This is a genomic window from Bradyrhizobium sp. G127 (genome assembly GCF_021502575.1).
Lineage (GTDB): Bacteria > Pseudomonadota > Alphaproteobacteria > Rhizobiales > Xanthobacteraceae > Afipia.
The window spans coordinates 1847892-1872701 of the sequence record NZ_JAKFGN010000001.1 but is presented as its reverse complement, the minus strand read 5'-3'; the positions used below and the strand labels follow the sequence as shown (position 1 = coordinate 1872701).

The 24810-nt window shown below is 61.4% G+C and carries 20 protein-coding genes and 1 pseudogene; 10 read left to right on the top strand and 11 right to left on the bottom strand.

Features of this window, described 5'->3' with window-relative positions; all coding sequences use genetic code 11:
- The first annotated feature begins 44 nt into the window (after window positions 1-44).
- Window positions 45-953 carry a LysR family transcriptional regulator gene (locus LVY71_RS08870; RefSeq protein WP_235099425.1) on the top strand — a complete coding sequence of 303 codons (909 nt, stop codon included), beginning with the start codon at window positions 45-47 and terminating at the stop codon, window positions 951-953.
- 3 nt (window positions 954-956) lie between these two features.
- Here LVY71_RS08870 and LVY71_RS08865 read toward each other — a convergent pair whose 3' ends face one another.
- From LVY71_RS08865 to LVY71_RS08855, 3 genes are all read right to left on the bottom strand, one after another.
- Window positions 957-1877, bottom strand: a complete 921-nt coding sequence (locus tag LVY71_RS08865; RefSeq protein WP_235099424.1) for a FecR family protein — start codon at window positions 1875-1877, stop codon at window positions 957-959.
- An 11-nt stretch (window positions 1878-1888) separates the two neighbouring features.
- Window positions 1889-3184, bottom strand: a complete 1296-nt coding sequence (locus LVY71_RS08860) for a tetratricopeptide repeat protein (RefSeq protein ID WP_235099423.1) — start codon at window positions 3182-3184, stop codon at window positions 1889-1891.
- 229 nt (window positions 3185-3413) lie between these two features.
- The gene (locus LVY71_RS08855; protein WP_235099422.1) at window positions 3414-5186 is read right to left on the bottom strand and encodes a glycosyltransferase; all 1773 of its coding nucleotides are present in this window, start codon (window positions 5184-5186) and stop codon (window positions 3414-3416) included.
- A 338-nt stretch (window positions 5187-5524) separates the two neighbouring features.
- Between LVY71_RS08855 and LVY71_RS08850 the strand changes: the two genes are divergently transcribed.
- The 4 genes from LVY71_RS08850 (at window position 5525) to LVY71_RS08835 (ending at window position 9146) form a co-directional block, all read left to right on the top strand.
- Entirely contained in the window at window positions 5525-6478 is a 954-nt protein-coding gene (locus LVY71_RS08850) for a glycosyltransferase (protein WP_235099421.1), read from the top strand.
- Between the two features lie 164 nt (window positions 6479-6642).
- Window positions 6643-7056, top strand: coding sequence for a Zn-ribbon domain-containing OB-fold protein (locus LVY71_RS08845; RefSeq protein ID WP_235099420.1), 414 nt, complete (start codon window positions 6643-6645; stop codon window positions 7054-7056).
- A gap of 5 nt (window positions 7057-7061) precedes the next feature.
- The gene (locus tag LVY71_RS08840; protein ID WP_235099419.1) at window positions 7062-8201 is read left to right on the top strand and encodes a thiolase C-terminal domain-containing protein; all 1140 of its coding nucleotides are present in this window, start codon (window positions 7062-7064) and stop codon (window positions 8199-8201) included.
- Window positions 8202-8225: 24 nt separating this feature from the next.
- Window positions 8226-9146, top strand: coding sequence for an SDR family NAD(P)-dependent oxidoreductase (locus LVY71_RS08835; protein ID WP_235099418.1), 921 nt, complete (start codon window positions 8226-8228; stop codon window positions 9144-9146).
- 71 nt (window positions 9147-9217) lie between these two features.
- On the opposite strand, the gene LVY71_RS08830 is transcribed toward LVY71_RS08835, so the two are convergent.
- From LVY71_RS08830 to LVY71_RS08815, 4 genes and pseudogenes are all read right to left on the bottom strand, one after another.
- Window positions 9218-10006, bottom strand: a complete 789-nt coding sequence (locus LVY71_RS08830; protein WP_235099417.1) for a crotonase/enoyl-CoA hydratase family protein — start codon at window positions 10004-10006, stop codon at window positions 9218-9220.
- Window positions 10007-10030: 24 nt separating this feature from the next.
- Window positions 10031-12775, bottom strand: a pseudogene (gene ppc / locus LVY71_RS08825) (phosphoenolpyruvate carboxylase); the annotation flags it as partial.
- Window positions 12776-12919: 144 nt separating this feature from the next.
- Complete coding sequence (locus LVY71_RS08820; protein ID WP_235099415.1) at window positions 12920-14470, bottom strand: acyl-CoA synthetase; 1551 nt, start codon at window positions 14468-14470, stop codon at window positions 12920-12922.
- 12 nt (window positions 14471-14482) lie between these two features.
- Entirely contained in the window at window positions 14483-15295 is an 813-nt protein-coding gene (locus LVY71_RS08815) for a crotonase/enoyl-CoA hydratase family protein (RefSeq protein WP_235099414.1), read from the bottom strand.
- A 106-nt stretch (window positions 15296-15401) separates the two neighbouring features.
- Here LVY71_RS08815 and LVY71_RS08810 point away from each other — a divergent pair, with 106 nt between their 5' ends.
- The 5 genes from LVY71_RS08810 to LVY71_RS08790 all read left to right on the top strand — a co-directional run bounded on the left by LVY71_RS08810 (window position 15402) and on the right by LVY71_RS08790 (window position 21356).
- A complete protein-coding gene (locus tag LVY71_RS08810; protein WP_235099413.1) occupies window positions 15402-16274 on the top strand; it encodes an SDR family oxidoreductase in 873 nt (290 codons plus the stop codon).
- 59 nt (window positions 16275-16333) lie between these two features.
- A complete protein-coding gene (locus LVY71_RS08805; RefSeq protein WP_235099412.1) occupies window positions 16334-17560 on the top strand; it encodes an ABC transporter substrate-binding protein in 1227 nt (408 codons plus the stop codon).
- A 144-nt stretch (window positions 17561-17704) separates the two neighbouring features.
- Complete coding sequence (locus LVY71_RS08800; protein WP_235099411.1) at window positions 17705-19126, top strand: amidase; 1422 nt, start codon at window positions 17705-17707, stop codon at window positions 19124-19126.
- A gap of 124 nt (window positions 19127-19250) precedes the next feature.
- Complete coding sequence (locus LVY71_RS08795; RefSeq protein ID WP_235099410.1) at window positions 19251-20546, top strand: O-acetylhomoserine aminocarboxypropyltransferase; 1296 nt, start codon at window positions 19251-19253, stop codon at window positions 20544-20546.
- A gap of 3 nt (window positions 20547-20549) precedes the next feature.
- Window positions 20550-21356 carry an alpha/beta fold hydrolase gene (locus LVY71_RS08790; RefSeq protein ID WP_235099409.1) on the top strand — a complete coding sequence of 269 codons (807 nt, stop codon included), beginning with the start codon at window positions 20550-20552 and terminating at the stop codon, window positions 21354-21356.
- Between the two features lie 86 nt (window positions 21357-21442).
- Here the strand turns inward: LVY71_RS08790 and LVY71_RS08785 are convergent, their stop codons facing one another.
- From LVY71_RS08785 to LVY71_RS08770, 4 genes are read right to left on the bottom strand one after another with little or no spacing between them, the layout of a single operon-like run.
- Complete coding sequence (locus tag LVY71_RS08785) at window positions 21443-22150, bottom strand: ABC transporter ATP-binding protein (protein ID WP_502797545.1); 708 nt, start codon at window positions 22148-22150, stop codon at window positions 21443-21445.
- Entirely contained in the window at window positions 22140-22874 is a 735-nt protein-coding gene (locus LVY71_RS08780) for an ABC transporter ATP-binding protein (protein ID WP_235099408.1), read from the bottom strand. The genes LVY71_RS08785 and LVY71_RS08780 overlap by 11 nt, the downstream gene beginning before the upstream one ends.
- A complete protein-coding gene (locus tag LVY71_RS08775) occupies window positions 22871-23881 on the bottom strand; it encodes a branched-chain amino acid ABC transporter permease (protein ID WP_235099407.1) in 1011 nt (336 codons plus the stop codon). The genes LVY71_RS08780 and LVY71_RS08775 overlap by 4 nt, the downstream gene beginning before the upstream one ends.
- Window positions 23881-24759, bottom strand: a complete 879-nt coding sequence (locus LVY71_RS08770; protein ID WP_235100066.1) for a branched-chain amino acid ABC transporter permease — start codon at window positions 24757-24759, stop codon at window positions 23881-23883. Before LVY71_RS08770 ends, LVY71_RS08775 begins: the two co-directional genes overlap by 1 nt.
- Window positions 24760-24810: the final 51 nt, after the last annotated feature.

The window sequence follows — 24810 nt, the reverse complement described above, 5'->3', positions numbered from 1 at the left end:
CAGGCAGGGCGTTTCGCCCTCGCCTGCTATCGAGAGCAGCCGCAATGCCCGACCAGTTTGACTGGAATCTCGTTCGATCATTTCTCGCCATTACGCGCACCGGCAGCATGACGGCCGCGGCGAAGCGCCTGAAGGTCGACTATTCAACCCTCAGCCGCCGCATCACAGCGCTTGAGACGTCGCTCGGCGCTCAACTGTTCGACCGCCGCACCAGCGGATCGTCCCTCACTGAGGCCGGCGAACGGTTGCTGGAAAAGGCCGAGCAAATGGATCAGCTTGCGACCTCCGCGGCGCAGTCGATCGGCAATTCGAAACTCGAAGCCACCGGCGCGGTGCGGATCGGCACCCCCGACGGCTTCGGCACCAAATTCATCGCACCGCGCCTCGGCGAACTCTGCGACCGGCATCCAGATCTCACTATCGAACTCGTGGCGATGCCGCGCGAGTTCAGCCTGTCCCGTCGCGAGGCCGACATCGCGGTCAGCCTGACGCAGCCGAGCGAAGGACGGCTGCATTCCCGCAAACTGACGGATTATGAGCTCGGTCTTTACGCATCACGGGAATATGTCGCCAACAATCCCGCGGTCAAAACCGCCGCCGACGTGCCGTCGCACCGGTTCATTTCGTACATCGACGACCTGATTTACTCGCCTGAACTGGAGTATGCACATTTCGTATCCCCGGACCTGCGCCCCGCGATCAAAAGCTCGAATCTCATCGCTCAACTGAATTCCACGATCGCAGGCGCCGGTCTTTGCGTGCTGCCCTGCTTCATCGCAAAGGACGAGCCGACGCTGGTACGGGTCCTGCCCTCGTTCCGCCTGATCCGGACATTCTGGCTGCTGCTGCACAGCGACCTTCGTAATACCGCACGCGTGCGGGTCACCGCAGACTTCATTGCCGAGCAGGTCAGCGAAGCGTATGCGCTGTTCCTGCCGCCAGCCGCCCAATAAAACTCAATAGTATCCGCCACCCGAATAACAACTGCCGCATCCCGTATTCGGCGGAGGCGTCTGGACGGAGTTTGTCTGATTTGACTGGGACTTGTTCTTGGCAACGTTGTTGCCGCCATCAAAGATCGAGAAGTAGCCGAGGGGATCGGTCCCCGGCGGCTTCGCGGGATCGGTGACGATGGTTTTACCGAAGCCCAGACGAGCTGCCATTTGATCGGTCGGCAAATCCGTCACGCCGCCCGTTTGCCCCTGCCCGCTTGTCAGCACCGCCATGATTTTCTGAAGCAGGAAATCCGGAATCGGGAACGGCTCCGGTATCGGATCGTTCGGGCCCGTCACCCACGTCATATAGCCCGGCCGGACAATCACCGAACCGGTGTTGTTCTTGATGACCACCGAGCCGACGTGACCGATGACAATCTCGCCCTTGGCCTGCGCGAGCCTGGGATCGGAGCCGGTGAAGCCAGGCGGAATCGGATAGACCACCGTCGCCACGCCGCCGCGAATGCCCAGCGTTGCGACTGGCGTATTCACGGTCACGCCTGCAGTGTGGCTGATCTGGCCGCCGACGAACCGCATCACGCCCTTGCTGACGGTCGCCACCATCTTGCCGGTGCCGGTATTCGGATCGTAGACGTACTCGTCGATCACGATATTGCTGTTGCGGCCGACGTTCAGTGTCGAGGTGTCGGGGAACATGATCTGCGTCGAGCCTTGCGCCGACGTCTGCACCCGCTCCTTGTAGATAACGTTGGTGCCGATCGTGAGTGTACGCGCAGACGCGCCGGGCGGCGTTCCTGTTGCTTCGAGATTGACCGCCCCGACGCGCCCGGAATTCTGGGCATCTGCATGTGTGATCAACGCCGTCGTCGATAGCCACGCGGTCAACAGCGACGTGAGATATGCGGGTTTTCTGAAAAACATCTGGTGCTACCTCAGAATCGGGCCGTCGGGCCGAACATCACGGAGAAGTTCTCGAGGCGATAGTTGGGCAATGACGAACTTGTCCGGTCGTATTGTACGGCAGCCGAAAGACCGAATGTATTCGTAATCGGTGCATTGAACAGCGCACCCACCGACCACTGGCCGTCGTTACGAACCGTCAGCGGATCGATAAACGGATTGGCCGCATCGAAATGGGTTTCAATGCGGCGAACGAACGGCGCGATACTCCAGTTGCGCGACATCCAATCCGCCGGAGGCGCGAACTCCAGAGTGAGCGCTGCCTCGATGGCCCACTGGTCGAAAGACTGGAACACGAATGCGGATTCGCCCCGGCGGTAAAGCCCCCGCGCGTCGAGCTTGATCTGCTGCGCGATATTCCAGCTCGCCGAAAGACTGGTCGTGTACCAGTCGCCGGTGTTGAAACCCGACACCGGGACGACATCACCGGTCTTGAACTCGGCGCGGCGCCATTCGAAATCAGGGCCGAAGGAAAACCGGTCGTTCACCGGAAACTTCAACGCTACGCCTGCGCCGACAGTGGACAGATAGTTGTATCCGCCGAGCCAGGTATTGCCGCCCACGACATATGGCTTGATTGTTGCGCCCGGCAAAAGCTCCGGAGCCAGCGCCAGCCGCGGGCCGAAACTGACATCGAAAAAGCCGACGTTCAAATCTTTCAGACGCGATTGCTCGGTGAGATAACCAACCGCGCGCGTTTCGAGAATGTCGCCGCGCTGGTTCTGAAGATCGTAATCGTGGCTCAGACCCACCAGTCCAAACCAGTTGATGTCGCTTTTCTGCCGGGCCGTAGGGAGCAGAGCAAGATCCTGACCGCCGAGGCGCAGAACTCCGCCGCCGGGCGCGAAGCTCGCATTGCTCTGCGAACGTATGCCGGTCTGCACGAATCCGGAGAACCGGCTCTGCTGAAGCTGCTTCTCGGTATCAGGCAAATAGGTTTCGACGCGCTGTTTCGTGATGGCGTCGATGTCAGGACTCGCGAGGGCTTCCTTGAAATAGCGACGCGCCATTTCATAAGAGCCAAGCCGGAAATACAGCGCGCCCAACTCGTACTTCACGCGGGTGAGCTTGGGATTATAGAACAGGAGGCGTTCAAGGGCGCCGATCGCCGCTTCGTAATCGCCTCGCACCGTCGCGACTCTCACGAACTCGAATGTCAGTTCATGGTTCTTCGGATTGCGAACCATCTGCTGGAAGAGCTGGTCCTGCTGGGCGGCATCCTGAGACCATGCGCGATCAGTCGGCACCGCAAGCATGAGCGCGCACATAACCATCAAGCCTCGCGGGCGTGAAATACCCGATCGCAAACTTGCCAAGGCTCCATGCACGCGAAAAAACATAACTCTCAAACCCCACCAATCAATCAATCCCGGACAAAAACCACGGAAACCCTGCACGATCAACGGTATAACCGGCACTTCCCGTGGCCGATTTGCTACAGATGGCAGAAAAGAATGCGAGCTCCGCCGCCCTGTCGGGACCGTTTAGCGGTTACGTCTAACCGTAACGCATACATTGGTACATGTGAGCGATCCATCGGTTCACTTCGTTGAAGGCCATTCGTGCCGGAAAACGCGCATCGGTCTCGTGCTTTGCCAGCAGAGAGGCCAGAAAAGAACCTTCCGGGGGCGCCAGATTGTGAGGCACCCCTGCTCGGCGCCAAACCTCGTCGTGAATCTGAAAAAAGCAGAAATCATTGCACTTTCGATTCAATTCCTCCGCACATTCTGGATTGAACAAGTCCGGCACCTCAACCCAAGATAGGGGTCCAAGCGGTTGCCGGTTTCGAAAGCCGCCAATCTGGTGGGTATCGAGCAAGGTGCTCATTAATGCGGAGCCGGATTTCTCCCAATCCTCAAGCGAATTGCCGAGTGCTTCAGTCATCGCGACGGCATTCCCCAGCAACGGATGACCGGCGGGGAATTTAAGTGCGCTCATCGGGACGCGGCCAAATATATCGGGCCCGGGAATGAAAACATCTTCCTGCGGAAGGTCAGGCGTCATCAGAACGATGTCCGGATCGATCCACCAGCCTCCAAGCTGATGGAGCAGCGCATAGCGAAACAGGTTCGCGTGAATTGCGACCGGACCATTCTCCGATAGCGGACGAAGGATTCGCTCGCGCCCCATGATGCGTTCGGCGCTCTTGACCTCTATCCAGTCCGGAAGAACAAGGTCGGCGTTGTAAGAGAACACCTCCACACGATGACCGCGATCCACAAAACTCCGCAAGCACATCAGCTGATATGGCCCCATGGCCGTGCCATGCCAGAATGTTCTGACGGTCTGCGGTTCACGTGCAATGGCGTGTTGCGCGGGGGCTTGCTGCTTGTCTTCAACCTCATGAAACAGGCGCATTCCCGGCTCCCAGCCGTGGACCTTTATCGACTGCGCCAGACGATCGAGCGTGTCATAGCGAATTTTGTCGATCGCGAGCTTTGTCTTCAGTTCCTCGAGTACGCGGTATTCACGCACCCAGGCTCCAACAGCTTCGAACGACAAACGCGCGCGCGCCGGAACATCGATTTCAAAACGCCTGAAGAGAACGTCGAGAAAGCTTCCTTCCGGTGGCCCGTAGTTCTTCGGAAAACGGTACAGCCGCCATGCTTCATTCCACAGATGCGTGAAGTCGCTTCCGGCAAGGCGCTCCGCGACGCTGTCGCAAAGTGCAGGATCAAAAAAAGCCAGCACCTCCGTGTGAGGGATTTCATACGCCCTGGATTTGGGAAGGATCAGATGATCCAGGGCGTATTCAGATACAAGGCGCGTGAAAAGCGCGGGGCCGATGACGACACGCGCCGCGTCGGTTGCCGCCATGCCGGCTTGCGGTAACAGGCGCCACGCCTCTTCGATAGCTCCTGCCATCACCGGAGATTTTTCCGGAAATTTCATCACCGCGGCGTTGACGGAATCCCAGCGCTCGGAGGCGATATACGTTTTCGATGCCGGAAGTTGCTGGCCCAGAAAAATAATATCGAGGTCGATATACCAGCCTCCGAACTTATGGACGGCGAGGTATCTGAACAGGTCGGAGTGAAGAGCGAAAGACTTGTCACCGCTCGCATGGCGAAACTGATGAACCGGGCCCGACAGAATCTCGTCCGCGTCGGCGACTTCGACACCATCGGGCACAACGAGATCCTTGTCATAGGTATAAACAAGGACGCGAGCGCCGGATGCTACGACGCTTTTCAGCGACAACTGCTCGTAATAGCTCAGACCGGGACCGGTCCAGAACGTCCGGACTTCCTGGCGCGGGGGTGTGGACACGTGGGACGGCATAAAAAGAACCCGAATTATTCCGTTTGCTCTCCACTTGTTATAGGCAATATTTCCAAACCTCCATCCTTCACGCAAACCCGGGAGCATCACCCGTCATGAAGACGGTTCTTTTTACCTGGGAGCTTGGCGGCGGGATCGGCCATGTGATGAGCCTAAGCCGCTTTGCTGCACGTCTCAGACCACACGGTGTTCGCCCGGTCGCAGCTGTGCGAAATCTGGAATCCGCCCAAATCCTTCGCGATGCGGGTATCGAAATCTTTCAGGCCCCCCGCTGGCCGGTTGAATTTCTCACCAACGAGCAACGCGCATCGCTTTCGTCGGCTACGATGAACGACCTGCTGGTCGCGATTGGTGTGGCAAATGAAGACGCGCTACGCACCCTGCTTCAGCAGTGGGACGACATTCTCAAGGCCGTCGGGCCTGATCTCGTCGTCGCGGATTATGCCCCCGCCTCCTGTCTGATGTCACGCGGACGGATCCCACTTCTGATCATTGGAAACGGATACACGCTGCCGCCCTCCGAGATGAAGCGGTTTCCGCTGATACATCGCTCATATGCGCCCTTATGGGACGAAGATGAAACGCTGTCGGCAGTCAACCGCGCGATGCGGTCGGTCGGCCGATTGCCTTTGGAAAGGCTTCCGGAAATCTTCGCTGCGGATGCGCGGTTTGTTGAAACCTTCCCTTTGTTCGATCCTTACGACGCGCAGAGACTTGAGTCCGCGAATGGACCGGTCTTCGGCAGCCCGCCTGCAGGACGTCAGCAGGACGCACATCTTGTGCTCGTCTATCTTTCGCGAGGCTACGAACCGCGTCTCGATATCGTCAAAGCGCTTCGGCCACTCGCCAGCCGGCTATATATTCACTCGCCGCAACTGACGCCTGAACAATCTGCTGATCTCGGCCAAGGGGGCGCCCGGATCCATCCGCACCCGCTCCCCTTGCGTGAATTGCTGCCGCTGGCACGCCTCGTTGTTCACCTTGGCGGAAGCGGTCTTTCTGCTGAAGCCCTCGCAGCCGGCGTGCCTCAGCTCGTGCTGGCCACCCACATCGAACAGCAGTTGAACGCCACGGCGCTTGAGAGCGCCGGTGTGGGCCAGATGATCAAGGATTTCGATCCGAATTCGAGAGTTTCGCCTGACATGGTCGAAGCGCTGCTTGCCGACGAGGCGATGGCACAGCGGGCGATGAACGTGGGCGAACAACATCGCAACATGCTGGAAGCCATGAAACCTATTGCAGCGTTCGAGACCGCCGCACTGAAGCTACTCTACACCTGATGCTTGGGAGGCTGGCGACCCGATCGCCGCGTAAGCAGCCGCGCTGCGAACGCATGCCAGACCTCGATCGCGTGATCCGCGCATCCACTTGCCTGCGACCGCGAATACCGGCATAAGTTAATCGATTAATTAACAACAAACCGACTCTCAGGGAGAGACTGCCGATGGCTGCACCTTCGCGCGCCTTGCCGGTGCCAACACCCGAAACCAAACATTTCTGGGAAGGCACGCAGGCGAACGAGCTTCGTCTGCAACGCTGCGACGATTGTTCTCATGTCTATTTTCCGCCACGTCCATTTTGTCCATCCTGCGCATCGCGCAAGGTCAGCGTGTTCAAGGCCAGCGGCAAGGGCAAACTCTACAGCTATGTGATCAATCACCGGCCCGCTGCGCCCGGCTTTACGCCGCCCTACGCCATCGCCGTGGTCGAACTCGACGAAGGCCCGCGCATGATGAGCAACATCCTCGATTGTCCGCAGACGCCTGAGGCTCTTGTGCTCGACATGAAGCTCGAAGTCGCGTTCGAGGAAGTTAGCGACAAGATCACCCTTCCCCAATTCCGTCCGGCGAAGGGCTAGAAACCATGCGCAGAAATCAGGTTGCCGTCGTCGGCGCGGCAGAAACCACCAAGCTCGGCGTCATTCCGGACATGTCGCAGATTCAATTGCACGCGGACGCCGCGCTGAACGCGCTGGCGGACGCAGGGTTGAAACTGTCGGACATCGACGGCATCGCCACCGCGGTCGAAACGCCGCAGCAGCTCGCTCACTACCTCGGCATCACGCCGACCTGGGTCGACGGTACGTCGGTCGGCGGCTGCTCGTTCATGCTGCACGTCCGCCATGCCGCGGCGGCCATCGAAGCCGGGCTGTGCAAGACTGTGCTGATTACCCACGCCGAGAGCGGCAAGTCCATGATCGGCAAGCTGCCGCGCTCGATTCCGGCGGACAGCCTGCAAGGCCAGTTTGAAGCGCCGTTCGGCGTCTACGGACCGCCGAGCATGTTTCCGATTCCCGTGCTGCGCTACATGAAGACCTACGGCATCACCCACGAACAGATCGCGATGGTGTCGGTCGTGCAGCGCGAGTGGGCCGCGAAGAACCCGCGCGCCATGATGAAGGATCCGATCACGGTCGCGGACGTGCTCAACTCGCGGATGATCGCCTATCCGTTCCGCATTCTTCAGTGCTGCCTCGTCACCGACGGCGGCGGCGCACTGATCCTGACTAGCGCCGACCGCGCGAAGGATTTTCCGCAGAAGCCCGTCTACGTCCTCGGCACCGGCGAAAGCGTCGAGACCCCGATGGTCAGCCAGATGGAAACCTTCAACTCGTCGCGCGCCTTCAAGGTGGCAGGACCGACGGCGTTTCGCGAAGCCGGCATCGCGCACAAGGATGTCGATCACCTGATGATCTACGATGCCTTCGCGCATCTGCCGCTGTTCGGCCTCGGCGATCTCGGCTTCATGCCGCATGAGGAAACCGGCAAGTTCATCGCCGATCGCAACACCGCCATCGGCGGCAAGCTGCCGATGAATACCAACGGCGGCGGCCTCAGTTACATGCACTCGGGCATGTACGGCATGTACGCACTTCAAGAGAGCGTACGGCAGATGCGTGGCATCGCTCCGGCCCAGGTGCCGGGCGCGAAGATCTCGGTCTGCCATGGTGTCGGCGGCATGTTCGCCGCATCAGGCACGATCATTTTCACCAACGAGCGCTGACAACAAGAAACAGGAGCGAAACGGATGGCCAACAACAAATCGCTCGACGGCAAGGTTGTCGTCGTCACTGGAGCGGGCCGCGGCATCGGTCGCGAGATCGCGCTGCTCGCCGCCGCCGAAGGCGCCAAAGTCGTGGTCAACGATCCCGGAGGCGCGTCGGATGGTTCGGGCACCAGCGCCGCTCCGGCCGAAGAAGTCGTCGAGGAAATCAAGAAGCGCGGCGGAACGGCCGTTGCCAATTTCGAGTCGGTGGCAGAAGCCGTTCCCGCCAGCAAGATCATCAAGCAGGCTGTCGATACCTACGGCAGGCTCGACGGCGTCGTGAACAATGCCGGCATTCTGCGCGACGCGATCTTCCACCGCATGAGCATCGACGCGTTCGAGGCCGTCATCAAGGTCCACCTGATGGGCTCGTTCTATACCTCGCACGCCGCGGCGCGGATCTTCCGCGAGCAGGAAAGCGGCAACTTCGTCCATTTCACCTCGACGTCCGGCCTGATCGGAAACTTCGGGCAGGCGAACTATTCCGCGGCAAAGCTCGGCATCGTCGGCCTGTCCAAGTCGATCGCGCTCGACATGGAACGCTTCAACGTGCGCTCGAACTGCATCTCGCCATTTGCATGGAGCCGTATGATCGGGACAATTCCGACCGAGACCGAGGAAGAAAAAGCGCGCGTGGCCCGCATGCAGAAAATGAGCGCGGACAAGATCGCGCCGGTGGTGGCCTTTCTGTTGAGTGATGCTGCCAAGGATGTGACCGGTCAGATTTTTGCGGTACGCATGAACGAAATCTTCCTGATGGGTCAATCGCGCCCGCTGCGCTCGATTCATCGTTCGGAAGGATGGACCCCCCAAACCATCGCCGAACATGGCATGCCGGCGCTAAAGTCGTCGTTCTACAAACTGGACCGCTCGGCCGACATCTTCCCGTGGGATCCGGTCTGAACCACGAAACGAGACTGCATCACCATGCCCGGCCTTGTGCCGGGCATTTTTGCTTCCGCGTGTTACTAATCCTACTTGAACGACCCGTGCCGCCCCTGCCCGCTGGCAAAGCGCGTGGCTCCTTCCAACGTTTCGCCGGATGCAATGACCCCGAGTCCGCCCTGCATCTCGTCCACGATTGCAACCTCTTCCTCAAGGTCCCACTGACGCAGCGCCGAGCGCTTGTCGTTGCGCAGGCAGGCTTGTGGAAAGCGGGTCAGTTCCTGCGCCAGCGCGACAGCATGGGCCCGCGCCTCGCCTTTCGGCACAAGCCTGTTCGCCAGACCGATGTCGAACGCTTCCTTTGCATCGACCGGACGCCCGGTGAGGATCAGGTCCATCGCGCGCGAATGGCCGATCAGCCGCGGCAGCCGAATGGTGCCGAGATCGATCAGCGGCACGCCGAAGCGGCGGCAGAAGATGCCGAACGTCGCACCTTCGCCAACCACGCGCATATCCGCCCACAGCGCCAGCTCCATGCCGCCCGCAACGGCATGACCTTCCACCGCCGCGATCACCGGCTTGCTCAGGCGCAGCCGGCTCGGCCCCATCGGCGCGATGGTATTATGGCCGCCAGGCTCGCGCTTCTTCTCGCGATCGCCAATTGCAACGGCTTTCAGATCGGCACCCGCGCAGAAGGTTCCGCCGGTGCCGGTGAACACCGTGACGGAGGAATCCGGATCGGCGTCAAAGGCACGGAACGCATCGAACAGCCGGCGCGCGGTGGCGCCGTCGACGGCGTTCTTGCGCTCAGGCCTATTGATGGAAACGATAGTGACGGGTCCCTCGCGCTCGACAAGAATCGTGTCAGTATCTTGCATCGCTCCCTCCCACTGATTCTGATGTCAGCCGCTGTTACGCAGCCCCGCCGAAATTCCATTAATGGTCAATTGAATCCCGCGCAGCACCTGCTCGTCGGTGCTCTGTGCGCGGTGCGCCTGAAGCAGTTCAACCTGCACGTGATTGAGCGGATCCAGATAAGGAAAACGGTTGCGGATCGAACGTTCCAGCAACGGATTTCCCTGCAACAGCCGGTCGTGCCCCATGATCGTCAGCAATGAATCGATCGACTCGTGCCACTCGGCGCGAATGCGGCCGAAGATCGTGCTGCGCAGTTTTTCGTCGGGAACCAGATCGGCATAGCGCGACGCAATGGCGATACTGCTCTTGGACAGCACCATATCCATGTTCGACAGCAGCGTCTGGAAAAACGGCCACTCGCGATAGAGTTCCTGCAAGAATGCAATGCCCTTGTCCGGATGTTGCTTGATCCAGGCCTCGACCGCGCTGCCGAAACCATACCAGCCCGGCAGCATCAGCCGGCACTGCGCCCAACTGAATACCCACGGAATCGCACGCAAGTCCTCAATCTTGCGCGTCTTGGTGCGCGAGGCTGGGCGGCTGCCGATATTGAGCGTCGCAATCTCGCTGATGACGGTGGAAGCCCAGAAGTAATCCTCGAACCCCTCGGTTTCGTAAACCAGATCGCGGTAGGCCGCATAGGCGAGATTGGACAATTCCTCCATCGCCGCGATGTATTCGTCTCGCGGGGCGGAATGCTTTGGTTGCAGGAGGCTCGCCTCCAGCGTCGCCGCCGCGAGAATTTCGAGGTTGTGACGCCCGACATCGGCGTTGGAATACTTGCTCGAAATGATTTCGCCCTGCTCAGTGATGCGGATCTGACCGTTCACCGCCCCGCCCGGCTGCGCCAGAATGGCGTCGTAGCTCGGCCCGCCACCGCGACCGACCGAGCCGCCACGGCCGTGGAACAGCCGCAGGCGCACCCCGTGACGTTCGAATACGTCGACAAGACTGATCTCGGCTTTGTACAGTTCCCAGCCCGAAGTGACGAAACCGCCATCCTTGTTGCTGTCGGAATAGCCGAGCATCACTTCCTGAATGTTACCGCGGCTCTCGACAAGGCGGCGATATTCCGGCAGCGCAAACAGGCCATCCATGATCTGTGCGCACTGGCGTAGATCGTCGATGGTCTCAAACAGCGGTACGATATTGAGACGGCTGGTTCCGTCGGGCGCGACCAGCCCTGCTTCCTTGAGCAGCACGACCACTTCGAGAAGGTCCGAGACACCTTCCGTCATCGAGATAATGCACTGGGGGATCACTGCGCCGCCAAACGTAGCGTGGGCTTCCGCAGCCGCGCGCAGCACAGCCAGTTCCCTGATCGTCTCTTCGCTGTATGCGACGAATGGCGACGCCAGCGGGCGCGCGGTATTCAACTCGCGCGACAGCAGCGCGATGCGCGCGTCTTCCGCCATGTTCTTGTAGCTCGTGCCCGGTTCAGCCGCCTCAAACAACTCCGAGATGGTGCGCTCATGCACGGCAGAATTCTGCCGCATGTCGAGGGCGGCGAGATGGAAACCGAAGCAATCCACCGCGCGGCGCAGATGCCGCAGCCGCCCGCGTGCGATCACCAGCGAATTGTTGGCGACCAATGAGGCGTGCAGCACGTCAAGATCGCGCGCCAGTTCATCCGGCCCGACATAGGCCTCGGCGGCGCCCACCGGCGGGCGGCTGGTCTCGATCTCCAGTTTGCGGGCAGTAGCCGTGAGCCGCGCATAGATGCCGGAGACCGCGAGGCGATAAGGCTCACCAGTCCGGTGCGGCGACGGATCTGGCGACTGCTGAGCCAGCGCACGCAGGTCCGGCGACACATCGGCCAGATGCGCGGCGAGCGACAATTCCCCGCCGAGTTCGTGCAGTTCGGCGAGATAGAAGCGCAGAATCTGCGTGCTCTGCATCTTCAACGTGCCACGCATCACATCGGCAGTGACGAACGGATTGCCGTCGCGGTCGCCGCCAATCCAGCTTCCCATTTTCAGGAAAGTTGCCAATTCCGGCGCGTCGTGTGAATTCGGTGCCGTGCCCCCCTCTTCGGCCAGACGGTCCTCCAGCGCGCAATGCAGCCGCGGCACCTCGCGCAGGAACGTGTAGTCATAGAACGACAGGCCGTTGGCGACTTCGTCCAGCACCGTCAGCTTGGTCCGGCGCAGCAGATTGGTCTGCCACAGCGTCACCACCGCGCGGCGTAACTGCTCGTCGCTGGCCGCGATCTCGTCCGCGGTCATCTGGGTGCGGTCGCGAATGTCGAGCACCGACGCGATTTCCATTTCGCGGTCGATGGTGCTCTTGCGGCGAACCTCGGTCGGATGCGCTGTCAGCACCGGACTCATGAGAGCCCTGGCGAAGAACGCCCGCAGCGCATCGGCGTCGATGCCCGCGTCCTTCGCGCGCGACAGTGCCCGCGCCAATGTCCCGGGACGCGCGGCCACGCCCGCCATGTCCTGCGCGCGCCGCTGCCGGATGTTGTTCTGGTCCTCGGCGATATTCGCCAGATGCGAGAAGTAGCTGAAGGCGCGGACGATGCGGACAGTCTCCGCAATCGACATGCCGTCGAGAATGGCTTCGAGTTCGCGGCGCGCCGGCTTATCGTCGTCGCGATGAAAACGGATCGAGGTCTGGCGGATGCGCTCGACCAGATCGAAGACATCCGCGCCTTCCTGATCGCGCACGGTGTCACCGAGAATGCGCCCGAGTCGCCGGATATCGGCACGCAGCAGCGCATCGTCGTCGGATGACGGAACTTCGCCGTCCTGAAGCCTGCTATCAGGGTTTCTGGGTGAAGACGCGTCGGGCGACATGAATGATCCGCTTGCGCGAGAAATGACCGGCATTCCTCAAGTCGCAATTTTTCGCGGAGGACGCAAGCCGCGCCCCTAAATTTTGCGCCCTGCTCGTTCCCAGTACGGATCACGCAGCCGCCGTTTGAAAATCTTGCCGGAATCCTCGCGCGGCAGGCTGGCCTGGATCTCGATGTGTTTCGGCACCTTGTAGCCCGCCAGCGAGGACTTGAGCTGCTCGCGGATCACTGCCACATCCAGCACAGCGCCGGGTTGCGGTTCGATCACCGCCATCAGCGCCTCGCCGAATTCCTCGTCGGGAATGCCGAACACGGCGCAATCGTGAATGCCGGCAATGCCGTGCAGCACCGCCTCGATTTCCGCCGGATAGATATTGACCCCGCCGGAAATCACCATGTCGCGCTTGCGGTCGCAGATGAACACATAGCCGTCCGCGTCGATATAGCCGACATCGCCGCTGGTGATGAAACCGTCGCGATCGATCTCGGCGCGCTTCTCAGGTTTGTTATGATAGGTGAAATCGGGATTGGCGGCGATGCGTGAGTAGATTTCGCCGATCTCGCCCTGCGGCAAAATCCGGCCATCGTCACCGATGAATCGCAACTCCGCGCCCGGCGAGATCTTTCCGACCGTGCCGGGCTTCTTCAAGGCATCTTCGGAACTGGCGAAAGTCACAGCGCCCGATTCGGTGCTGCCGTAGAATTCATAGATCACCGGCCCGAACCATTCGATCATGGCGCGCTTCACTTCGGCCGGGCACGGCGCGGCGGCGTGGATGATGTGGCGCAGCGAGGACACATCGTAGGACTTGCGGACGTGTTCGGGCAGCTTCAGAAGGCGGGTGAACATGGTCGGCACCATGAACACGTTGTCGATCCTCTGCTCATCGATGATGCGCAGAAATTCCTCGGGATCGAAGCGCGGCATCAGCACCAGGGCGTCGGCGAGCCGCCCGGCGCGAAGACCGAACGCATTCGGCGCGGAATGGTACAGCGGTCCCGGCAACAGCGCGCGCACGCCGGGTTTCAAGCCGTAGATCAGCGCGCGCATCGCTTCCATCGATGCCGTCTGCTCAGGCGTCGGAGCGTAACGTTTGACGCCCTTGGGATGCCCGGTGGTGCCGGAGGTGTAGATCATGTTCTGCGGCTGCGGCAGCGCCGGACCATCATATGGCGTCTGCTTGGCGAGCCAGCCATCGAAATCGAGCGCTCCGGGTACGCCTTCAAGACGCGCACGATCGATACGGTACGTGTCCACGATCTCAGGCGGCGGCGATACGCTGAGCATCGTGACGCCCGGAGGAACAATCCCGTGAAGCCCATGCAGCAGATCGGCATGGCCGATCAGCACGCGCGCGCCGGAATCCTCCATGACATAGGCAATTTCATCCGCCTTGAAATGCCAGTTGACCGGCACCGCGTAGGCTCCGAGCATCATCACCGCATACGCAGCTTCAAGAAACGCGATGTCATTGCGCATTAGGATGCCGACGCTGTCGCCCGGCCTGATACCAAGCGCCGCGAGACCTCCCGCGATCAGGCGTGCACGATCGTTGACCTCGTCACGCGATTTGCGGCGATCGCCGCTGATGATGCCGGTGGCGAGCGGCGCAGCGGATGCCGTCATGACAGCGCCCGCCTAGTTCGACCCATCCACAAATTTCGGCGCGCGTTTCTCGATATTGGCCCGCACGGCCTCGGTTTGGTTGGGCGTTCCCATCACCTTCATCTGCTCGACGGATTCCGCCAGCAGCGCAGGACCCGGATCGCCGCCGAGATTGTTCAGCATCCGCTTGATGCCGCGGATGGCGTCCGGATTCTTGCCCGCGATCTCGCGCGCGGTTTCCAGGGCCTCCTTGCGCGGATCGTCGCAGATCCGTGTCGCGAGGCCGTAGCTCATCGCCTCCTGCGCCGAGAAAATCCGGCCGGTGAAAGCCAGATCACGCAGAATGTCGTCGCGCACGAGGCGTGCGAGGATCGGCGTGCCCGCCATGTCAGGCACCAGGCCCCATTTGATTTCCGTCACCGACATGCGCGTATCCGGCGCGAGGAAACGCATGTCCGCCCCGATCGCCAATTGAAAGCCGCCGCCGAACGCAACGCCATGCACGGCGGCAATTACAGGTACCGGCAATTGCCGCCAGCCCCAAACCGCCTGCTGCGAATGATTGGCGAGGCCATGCGTGCGCTTGGCAAGATCGCGCAGGTCGCTGGTGCCTTCGCCCATCGCGGCAAAACGTCCCATGTCGAGACCCGCGCAAAACGCCCGTCCCTCGCCGGACAGCACCACCGCGCGCAGGCCCTTCTCGCTCCTGAGCCGCTCCGCCGTGTCCACCAGTGCGTTGAACATCGCCACATCCAGCGCATTCATCTTGTCGGCACGGACGAGGCGAACGTCGGCGACGCCTTCGGACATTGAAACCGTAATGCGATCCGTCGTGGCGACAGTCATGGCGTTCTCCCGGATTGTTTTGTTTCTCTCTTTACACGATTAGACCATGCTGTTTTAATTAATCAACTAACTAATGAACAAAAACACGTCAGGGCAGGATTGCACCATGTTTAAAGATCGTCTCCTCGAAGGCCGCAAAATCCTGGTGACCGGCGGCGGCACCGGCCTCGGCAAGGCCATGGCGGCGAAGTTTCTCTCGCTCGGCGCGGAAATCCACATCTGTGGCCGACGCAAGGGCGTGTGCGACGACACCGCCGCCGAACTGATGAAGCTGCATGGCGGCAAGGTCACGGCCCATGGCGTCGATATTCGCGACGCCGCCGCGGTCGACGCGATGATCGAGAGCGCGTTCAAGGACAGTCCCCTCACCGACCTCATCAACAATGCGGCCGGGAATTTTATTTCTCGCACGCAGGATCTCACGCCGCGCGGCTTCGATGCCGTCGCCAACATCGTGATGCACGGCACGTTCTATGTCACCCACGCCGTTGGCCGGCGTTGGATCGCCGGGGGCCATCGCGGCAATGTGGTCTCCATCACGGTGACGTGGGTACGCAATGGCAGCCCCTATGTGGTGCCCTCCGCCATGAGCAAATCCGCGATTCACGCCATGACCATGTCGCTCGCCACCGAATGGGGCCGTTATGGCATCCGTCTCAATACAATCGCGCCTGGCGAAATCCCGACTGAAGGCATGAGCAAGCGCATCAAGCCCGGCGATGAAGCCGGTGCGCGCACCATCGCCATGAATCCAATGGGCCGCGTCGGCAGTATGAGCGAACTGGAAAACCTCGCGACGTTCCTGATCTCCGGCGGTTGCGACTGGATCAACGGCGAGACCATCGCCATGGACGGCGCGCAGGCGCTGGCCATGGGCGGCAACTTCTACCAATTGCGCGACTGGAAGGACGATGACTGGAAGGCCGCGCGCGACGCCATCATGGCGCAGAACGAGAAAGATAAGGCCAAGCGAACCTGACCAAAGCGGACAAAAAAATAGCCGCAAGCCAACAACCATAACAACTTGGGAGAAACTGAATGCGTTTGATGAAATCGACATGCATCGCCGCCGCAGCGGGAGTCTTGCTCGCGGCAACAAACGGCGCGCTTGCCCAGAAGAAATACGATACCGGCGCCACCGACACCGAAATCAAGATCGGCAATATCATTCCCTACAGCGGACCTGCCTCCGCCTATGGCTCCGTCGGCAAGGCGATGGCTGGCTACTTCAAGAAGATCAACGACGAGGGCGGCATCAATGGCCGCAAGATCGATTTCATTTCCTATGATGACGCCTACAGCCCGCCGAAAGCGGTCGAACAAACCCGCAAGCTGGTGGAGAGCGACGAGGTGCTTGCGGTGTTCGGCGCACTCGGCACGCCTTCCAACACCGCGATCCAGAAATACCTGAACGCGAAAAAGGTGCCGCAACTCTTTCTCGCCACCGGTGCCACCAAGTGGAACGACCCCAAGGGCTTCCCGTGGACCATGGGCTGGCTGCCCAGCTACCAGAGCGAAGGCCGCATCTATGCGAAATATCTGCTGAAGGAAAAGCCCGATGCCAAGATCGCGGTGTTCTATCAGAACGACGACTTCGGCAAGGACTACCTGAAGGGGCTTCAGGACGGCCTCGGCGCAAAGAAAACCATGATCGTTGCGGAAGAAAGCTACGAACTTTCCGAGCCCAGCGTCGATTCGCACATCGTCAAGCTGAAGGCGACGGGCGCCGACGTGCTCGTGATTTTCACCACTCCGAAATTCGGCGCGCAGACGATCAAGAAGGTCGGTGAGCTGAGCTGGAAGCCGGTGCAGATCATCGCCAACGTCAGCGCATCCACGGCAAACGTGATGAAGCCCGCGGGCGTCGATTTCGCGCAGGGCGTTATTTCCGCAACCTATGCCAAGGACTCGACCGATCCGCAGTGGAACGACGACCCCGGCATGAAAGAGTACAAGGCGTTCCTCGCCAAGTACGTGCCCGAGGTCAATATCGCGGACTCCTCCGCCCTCACCGGCTACAACATAGCCCAGACTATGGCTGCAGTGCTCAAGCAATGCGGCGACGATCTCACCCGCGCCAACGTCATGAAGCAGGCCGCCAGCATCAATGGCCTTCAGCAGGGCGGATTGCTGCCGGGCATCCTGATCAAGACCAGTGCAACGGACTTCTCACCGATCGAGCAATTGCAGCTGATGCGCTTCAAGGGCGAGCGCTGGGAATTGTTCGGCGGCGTGATCGACGGTGAAGCTGGCGGCGAACGCTGACACCACGCAACGAACTGCCGCCAGGCGGTTCGCGAATGTCAAGTGCTCTACGGGCGAGGCGAATATCACCTACTTTCGCCTCGCCATTCGAACGCCTCCCGCTATATTGGCCGCCAACGAGACCAATAAACGGGAGGCGATTCCGTGAAATCCAGTGCGGAGCTTGTGCAGGCAACGGCCTGCGAGAATGTCGAGCGGCTGCGGCGCGGCGAAATTACTCCCCACGATCTGCTTGATGCGCTGGAAGCCCGAATCGGCGAAGTCGACGGCCAGGTGAACGCGCTGCCAACGCTGTGCTTCGATCGCGCCCGCACCCATGCCGCTGCGCTGATGAAAAAGCCCGTTGCAGACCGCGGGCTGCTCGCCGGCATGCCGGTGCCGATCAAGGACCTGACGGACGTCGCCGGCGTCAAGACCACGCAGGGCTCGCCGATCTTCAAGGACACCATCGCGACCAAATCTAACATCGTCGTCGAGCATCTGGAAGAAAGCGGCGCGATTATCTACGCTAAATCCAACACGCCGGAATTCGGCGCGGGCGCGCAGACCTTCAACGAGGTGTTCGGCCCGACGCTTAACCCATGGAATCTGTCGCGCTCGGCATCCGGCTCATCCGGAGGTGCTGCGGCGGCGCTCGCCAGCGGCACGGCATGGCTTGCACATGGCACCGACGTCGGCGGCTCGCTGCGCAATCCGGCCAGCTTCTGCGGCGTGGTTGGAATGCGCCCGAGCATCGGGCGTGTCGCGCATTCGCAAGCCGCGAAGATCGACCGCACGCTCAGCGCTGACGGCCCGATGGCGCGCAATGTCGAAGACCTCGCGCTGATGCTGGACGCCATGTCCGGCGAGCACATCGGCGATCCGCTGTCGCTGCCGGTGCTACCAACATCGTTCCTCGCTGCCGCCCGCTCCGGCGCCAAGCCGAAACGCATCGCCTATTCTGCCGATCTCGGTATCTCCCCCGTCGATCCGGAAGTCGCCGAGATCACACGCAAGGCGGCACAACGCTTCGCGGAAGCCGGCGTTATCGTCGAAGAGGCCCATCCTGACTTCAAGGAATCGGTCGAATGCGCCCATGTGCTGCGCGCCTACGACTACGTGTTGACCAAGGGCAAGTTGCTGAAGCAGCATCGCGAGCAATTAAAGCCGGAAGTCATCTGGAACATCGAGGAAGGGTTAAAGCTGACGCTGGCGGACATCGAGCGCGCCGAAGCCCAACGCGTCACGCTGACCAATCGAGCGTTAACTTTCTTCCAGACCTACGATCTGCTGCTGTGCCCGACCACCATTGTAGCACCTTTCCCGGTGGAACAGCGCTATCTGGCCGAATGCAACGGCGTCAAATTCGACAACTATGTCGGCTGGCTCGCCATTGTCTCGGCCATCACCATCGCCTGCTGTCCGGGCCTGTCGATCCCCTGCGGCTTCACAAGGGAAGGACTTCCGGTCGGGTTGCAGATCGTCGCCGCCCCCCGCGGCGAAGCTCGCGCGCTGGCAGCAGGCAAATTGCTGGAAACCATCCTGGGGCTTGGGGCGATCACCCCCATTGATCCGCGCAAGGGATGATTCAAGGAATGATTGATCGAAGAGCATGATCTTTCCAAAAGCCCGCACTTTTTGGGATCATGCTCCTGATCTTGCAATCCAAGCCCTTGCGTGAAACATATCCCCGCCAATCCGGGAGAGATCAATGGCCGCGCCAAAACCACCCGCATTCGACACGCTAAGCCTGCATGCGGGCCAGCATCCCGATCCGGTGACCGGCTCGCGCGCCGTTCCGATCCACCAGACCACGTCCTACGTATTTCAGGATGCGGACCACGCCGCCGCGCTGTTCAATCTGGAACGCGCCGGCCACATCTATACGCGAATCTCCAATCCGACCACGGCGGTGCTGGAAGAACGGCTCGCCGCGCTTGAGAACGGCGTCGGCGCGGTCTGCACCGCAAGCGGCATGGCGGCGCTGCATCTGGCCATTGCGACCCTGCTCAACGCCGGCGATCACATCGTCGCATCTGCTTCGCTATACGGCGGCACCATCAACATCCTGACCCATACGCTGCCGCGCTTCGGCATCACCACCACCTTCGTCAAGCCGCGTGACCTCGACGACATCAAGGCTGCCATCAAGCCGAACACCAAACTCGTGATCGGCGAGACCATCGGCAATCCCGGCCTCGAAGTGCTGGACATTCCGGCGGTTGCAAAGATCGCTCATGACGCGGGCATTCCCCTGCTGATCGACAACACCTTCGCGACGCCCTATCTCGCCCGTCCCATCGAGATGGGCGCGGACATCGTGATGAATTCGATCACCAAATGGATCGGCGGCCACGGCATCGCCATCGGCGGCGTCATCGTCGACGGCGGACATTTCGACTGGGAAAAGTCCGGTAAATTCCCGACGCTGACGACGCCTTATGCCGGCTATCACGGCATCGTCTTTGCCGAGGAATTCGGGCCGCAGGCGTTCATCATGCGCGCCCGCGCCGAGGGCCTGCGCGATTTCGGCGCGTGCATCTCACCCACTAACGCGTTCCAGATCCTGCAAGGCGTCGAGACGTTGCATGTGCGTATGCAGCGCCATGTCGACAATGCCGCCGCCGTGCTCGCCTTCCTCACATCGAACAAGGCCGTCGAGTGGGTGCTGCATCCCTCTCTTGAAAGCCATCCCGACCACGCGCTGGCGAAAAAACTACTGCCGCGCGGCGCGGGCTCGATCATTACCTTCGGCATCAAGGGCGGACGCGACGCCGGACGCAAGTTCATCGAGGCGCTGAAGCTGGTCAGCCACGTCGCCAATGTCGGCGACGCCAAGACGCTGGTCATCCATCCCGCCTCCACTACGCATCAGCAGATGAACGCCGAACAGTTGAAGGTCGCGGGCATCGGCGAGGAATTGATCCGTCTCTCCATCGGCATCGAGGCCGCCGAAGACATCATCGGCGACCTCGGCCAGGCGCTCCGCTTTTCGCAGAAGGCTTGAGACATGATCCTGAACGTGGACGGCGCTGAGATTTTCGCGACCACTGGCGGCAAGCCGCTCGATCCAAAATTGCCGCTGGTGGTGTTCCTGCACGGCGCGGGCTTCGATCATTCGATGTGGGCGCTGTTCAGTCGGTGGTTTTCCCATCATGGGTATAGCGTACTTGCGCCGGACCTTCCGGGGCACGGCAAGTCGAAAGGCGCGCTGATCCCGTCGATCTCCGGCATGGCCGACTGGGTGACGCGACTCATCACCGCCGCAGGCGCGACAAAGGCCGGCCTTGTCGGCCATTCGATGGGCTCGCTGATCGCGCTGGATGCAGCCGCGCGCTATCCCGACAAGGTGTCTGCGCTGTCGCTGATCGGCGTCGGCAGCGCGATGCCGGTCTCTCCTGACCTGCTCAATGCAGCGAAGGACAACAACCACGACGCCATCGACATGGTGTCGATATGGGGTTTCGGATTCGCTGCGGGCCTCGGAGGTTCGCAGGCGCCGGGTCTGTGGATGATGGGCGGCGGCCAGCGCGTGCTGGAGCGCGACGCGCCGGGCGTGCTGTTCAACGATCTCGCCGCCTGCGATGACTACAAGGACGCGCTTAATGCGGCGGCCAAAGTGACTGCGCCAACGACGCTGATCCTTGGCGAACGCGACATGATGACGCCGCTGAAATCCGGCAAGCAGCTTGCCGCAGCGATTACCGGTTCAACGCAGGTGGTGCTGCCGGGCGCGGGTCACATGCTGACGGCCGAGCGGCCCGACGACGTGCTGGCGGCGCTGGTCAAGGCGAACGCGCAGAAGCAGCCTGCCTGAGTCAGCTCCATTACGGGCGTCGTCCTTGCGCAGGCCGGGACGACATTTAGAGACAACGGCGCGTAACTCTCTCTTCCGCCAAGAGTCTACATCCCCAGATAAATCCGCCGAACTTCTGGATTGGATTTGATGTCGGCGGCGGGGCCGCTCATTACCACCTTGCCGGTTTGCAGCACGTAGGCGCGGTCGGAGATTTCGAGACTTTCCGACAGCCGCTGCTCTACCAAAAGAATGGTGACGCCGTTGTCGCGGATCTGCTGGACCGCCGCGAAAATCTCATCGACCAGTTTCGGCATGATGCCCTGCGACGGCTCGTCGAGCATCAGGAGACGCGGCCGCGTCATCAGCGCGCGCGCGATCGCCAGCATCTGCTGCTCGCCGCCGGACAGCGTCGCGGCGCGCTGCGTCAGGCGCTCTTCCAGACGCGGAAACAGCTTGAACACAAACTCCAAGGGGCCATCGCGGTCCGGACTGCCACGATGCAGGTAGCTGCCGAGCCGCAGATTGTCAGCGACACTGAGGCGCGGAAACAGCCGCTTGTTCTCCGGCACATAGGCAAGGCCGCGCGCAGTAACCAGATGCGCCGGAATGGTATCAATCCGCTCGCCAATGAAATTGACCGTTCCGGATTTCGCCTTTTCCATCCCTGCGATGGTTTTCAGCAGCGTCGATTTGCCCGCGCCGTTGGCGCCGGCTACGGTGACGATCTCGCCGGAATTGACGCTGATCGAAATATCCGAGATCGCGATCAGGCCGCGATAGGCCGTGGTAAGGTTTGCGACGTCAAGCAGCACGGTGGCGATCCCCTAGATAGGCGGCGATCACCTTCTCGTCGCGCACCACGTCCTTCGGCAGTCCCTCCGCCAGCACCTTGCCGAGATGCAGCACCACCGCGCGGTCCACCAGCGGCATCACCACTTCCATCACATGCTCGACCATCACGATGGTGACGCCGGTTTCCCTCACCTTGCGGATCAGATCGACGCCCGCCGCCGCCTCGCTCGGCGTGAGACCGGTCAGAACTTCATCTAACAGCAAGAGCTTCGGCTCGGTGGCGAGCGCGCGCGCAACTTCAAGGCGGCGCTTCTGCGGCGGCGTGAGATCGGCGGCAGAGGCATCGGCATAGGCCGCGAGCCCGACATAGTCGAGCACGTCGAGCGCCTTCGCCCGCGCCTGCAACACGCCCGGATAGCGCACGAAGGCACCGACCGTGACGTTCTCCACCACCGACATGGAATCGAACGAGCGCGGCACCTGATAGGTGCGCGCGATGCCGAGCTGGCAGCGCTTCGCGGCTGGCAACGGCGTGATGTCGAGCCCCTCGAACTCGATGACGCCGAAGGACACCGGAAACGCGCCCGCGATCAGGTTGAACAGCGTCGATTTTCCCGCGCCGTTCGGACCAATGAGCCCGAGGATTTCGCCGCGTTTCACATCGAGATCGATGGAGTCATTCGCGACCAGCCCGTCGAAACGGCGCGTCACGCTGCGGCAGGTAACAAGCGGCTTGTCGGTCATGTCGCCGCCCCGCGCGACGCCGCCGGCGGCTTGATGATGCTGAGGATGCCTTCCGGCCGCGTCAGCGACACGATCATGATGAGGCCGCCATAGATCACGAGATCGAGACCCGAGCCGGCTCCGCCGAGATAGGAGCGCGTCAATTCAGCGAGCGGAATCAGGATCAGCGCGCCGATGGCCGGCCCCCACAGCGAGCCGACGCCGCCCAGCACCGCGGGCAGCGCCATCAGCAGCGAGAAGCGGAAATGCATCACGCTGTCGGGATCGATGTAGGACACGAAGGCCGCGTAGAAGCCGCCGCCGACGGCGGTGAAGAACGCCGAGATCGCCGCCGCCGCCATCTTCGAATGGAAGATGGTGACACCGAGGCTTTCCGCCGCCTCGGCGTTGTCCTTCACAGCTCGCCACCAGTAGCCCCACTTTGATTCGACAATAGCGAAGGTGACCAGCCAGGTGACGGCGAACAGGCCGAGGGCAAAGTAGAAATACGGCGCCTTGTCGCGGGCAAACTGCAAGGTCCACCACGAATCCGGCGTGAACGGCCACTGGATGCCGAGCGCCGCGCCCGCGTAATCCCAGTTGTGAAACAGCAGCAGGCCGATTTCCGCGATCACGATGGTGGCGATGGAGAAATAGTGCCCCTTGAGTCGGAAGCTCGGATAGCCGAGCGCCAGCGCGATGGCCGCCGCGATGATGCCGCCGGCGAGCAACCCGCCCCACGGCGTGATACCGAACTTCACGTAGAGAAGGCTGGTCGCATACGCGCCGATGCCGAAATAGAGCGCATGGCCCAGCGAGACCTGCCCGCAATAGCCACCAAGCAGATTCCAGCTCTGGGAGAGCGCCGCGAACAGCAGCGTCAAGATCAGCACGTTCATCAGGTAGACGTCCGACACCAGTCGCGGCACCAGCGCGATCAGCGCAAACACCACGACCGCGACGACAAGCTGCCGCCGTCGGCTGGAGACAAAGGACGTCATGGACGAGGCCGCTGCGCTCTGGGTCACTACAACCTCCCGAACAGGCCGCTTGGCCTGACGAACAGAACCAGCAGATAGAGTGAATAGACGCCGACGGATTTCAGTGACGCAGGCAGGATCAGCGTGGTCAGCGCCTCGACAAGACCGACGATGACTCCCGCCACCAGCGCGCCGAAGATGCTGCCGAAGCCGCCGAGCGCCACGGTGACGTAAGCGATCAGTGCGAAGGTGCCGCCAACCTGCGGATGGATATAATAGAAGATCGCCAGCACCGCGCCTGCGACCCCGACCAGCGCGGCACCGAGCCCCCATCCCAGCGCGAACACCCGGTTGCGGTCGATGCCGACCAGCGCCACCGCGCCCTGATCTTCGCGTGTCGCTTCCAGTGCCTTGCCGAAATCGGTGCGCGTGATCAGCCAGAACAATCCGCCGAACACCGCCAGCGAAACCGCGCCGCCAAAAATCTGTGGCCACGGCAGGAACACGCCGCCGAGATTGAGCGTCCTGCCGCCGAGCCAGGTATTGGCAATGTTGCGATAGTCCGGCGTGAAGAAATACTGCGCGAGCCCCTGGATCAGCAGCGCGAGCCCGAAGGTCGCGAAGATCTGCACCATGCCGGGATTGGCCTTGGCGCGCATCGCGTAGCGGATGATACCGGCATAGACCGCCACGCCGAGCACGAACATCAGCGCCACCACCAGCGGGGCCAGCACCACAGGATCGAGCGCAGTCATGAACACCAGTCCGAAGGTCGCGTACATCGCCAGCATCAGGAACTCGCCGTGAGCGAAGTTCACCACGTCCATCAGGCCGAAGATCAGCGACAGGCCGACCGCGATCAGCGCATAGATCAGCCCCATCAAGAGGCCGCTTGCGATCACCTGAAGAAAGGCCTGTGTCGTCACCGGAAACGATCCCATCCAGATAAACGTGCGAACGGCGGCAGAGCCGTCCCA

Coding starts and splice junctions, on each gene's coding strand:
- LVY71_RS08790 (WP_235099409.1), top strand. CDS start 20,550: ATGATCCTGAACGTGGACGGCGCTGAGATTTTCGCGACCACTGGCGGC.
- LVY71_RS08835 (WP_235099418.1), top strand. CDS start 8,226: ATGGCCAACAACAAATCGCTCGACGGCAAGGTTGTCGTCGTCACTGGA.
- LVY71_RS08830 (WP_235099417.1), bottom strand. CDS start 10,006: ATGCAAGATACTGACACGATTCTTGTCGAGCGCGAGGGACCCGTCACT.
- LVY71_RS08805 (WP_235099412.1), top strand. CDS start 16,334: ATGCGTTTGATGAAATCGACATGCATCGCCGCCGCAGCGGGAGTCTTG.
- LVY71_RS08850 (WP_235099421.1), top strand. CDS start 5,525: ATGAACGACCTGCTGGTCGCGATTGGTGTGGCAAATGAAGACGCGCTA.
- LVY71_RS08780 (WP_235099408.1), bottom strand. CDS start 22,874: ATGACCGACAAGCCGCTTGTTACCTGCCGCAGCGTGACGCGCCGTTTC.
- LVY71_RS08820 (WP_235099415.1), bottom strand. CDS start 14,470: ATGACGGCATCCGCTGCGCCGCTCGCCACCGGCATCATCAGCGGCGAT.
- LVY71_RS08795 (WP_235099410.1), top strand. CDS start 19,251: ATGGCCGCGCCAAAACCACCCGCATTCGACACGCTAAGCCTGCATGCG.
- LVY71_RS08870 (WP_235099425.1), top strand. CDS start 45: ATGCCCGACCAGTTTGACTGGAATCTCGTTCGATCATTTCTCGCCATT.
- LVY71_RS08815 (WP_235099414.1), bottom strand. CDS start 15,295: ATGACTGTCGCCACGACGGATCGCATTACGGTTTCAATGTCCGAAGGC.
- LVY71_RS08810 (WP_235099413.1), top strand. CDS start 15,402: ATGTTTAAAGATCGTCTCCTCGAAGGCCGCAAAATCCTGGTGACCGGC.
- LVY71_RS08840 (WP_235099419.1), top strand. CDS start 7,062: ATGCGCAGAAATCAGGTTGCCGTCGTCGGCGCGGCAGAAACCACCAAG.
- LVY71_RS08865 (WP_235099424.1), bottom strand. CDS start 1,877: ATGTTTTTCAGAAAACCCGCATATCTCACGTCGCTGTTGACCGCGTGG.
- LVY71_RS08845 (WP_235099420.1), top strand. CDS start 6,643: ATGGCTGCACCTTCGCGCGCCTTGCCGGTGCCAACACCCGAAACCAAA.
- LVY71_RS08860 (WP_235099423.1), bottom strand. CDS start 3,184: ATGTGCGCGCTCATGCTTGCGGTGCCGACTGATCGCGCATGGTCTCAG.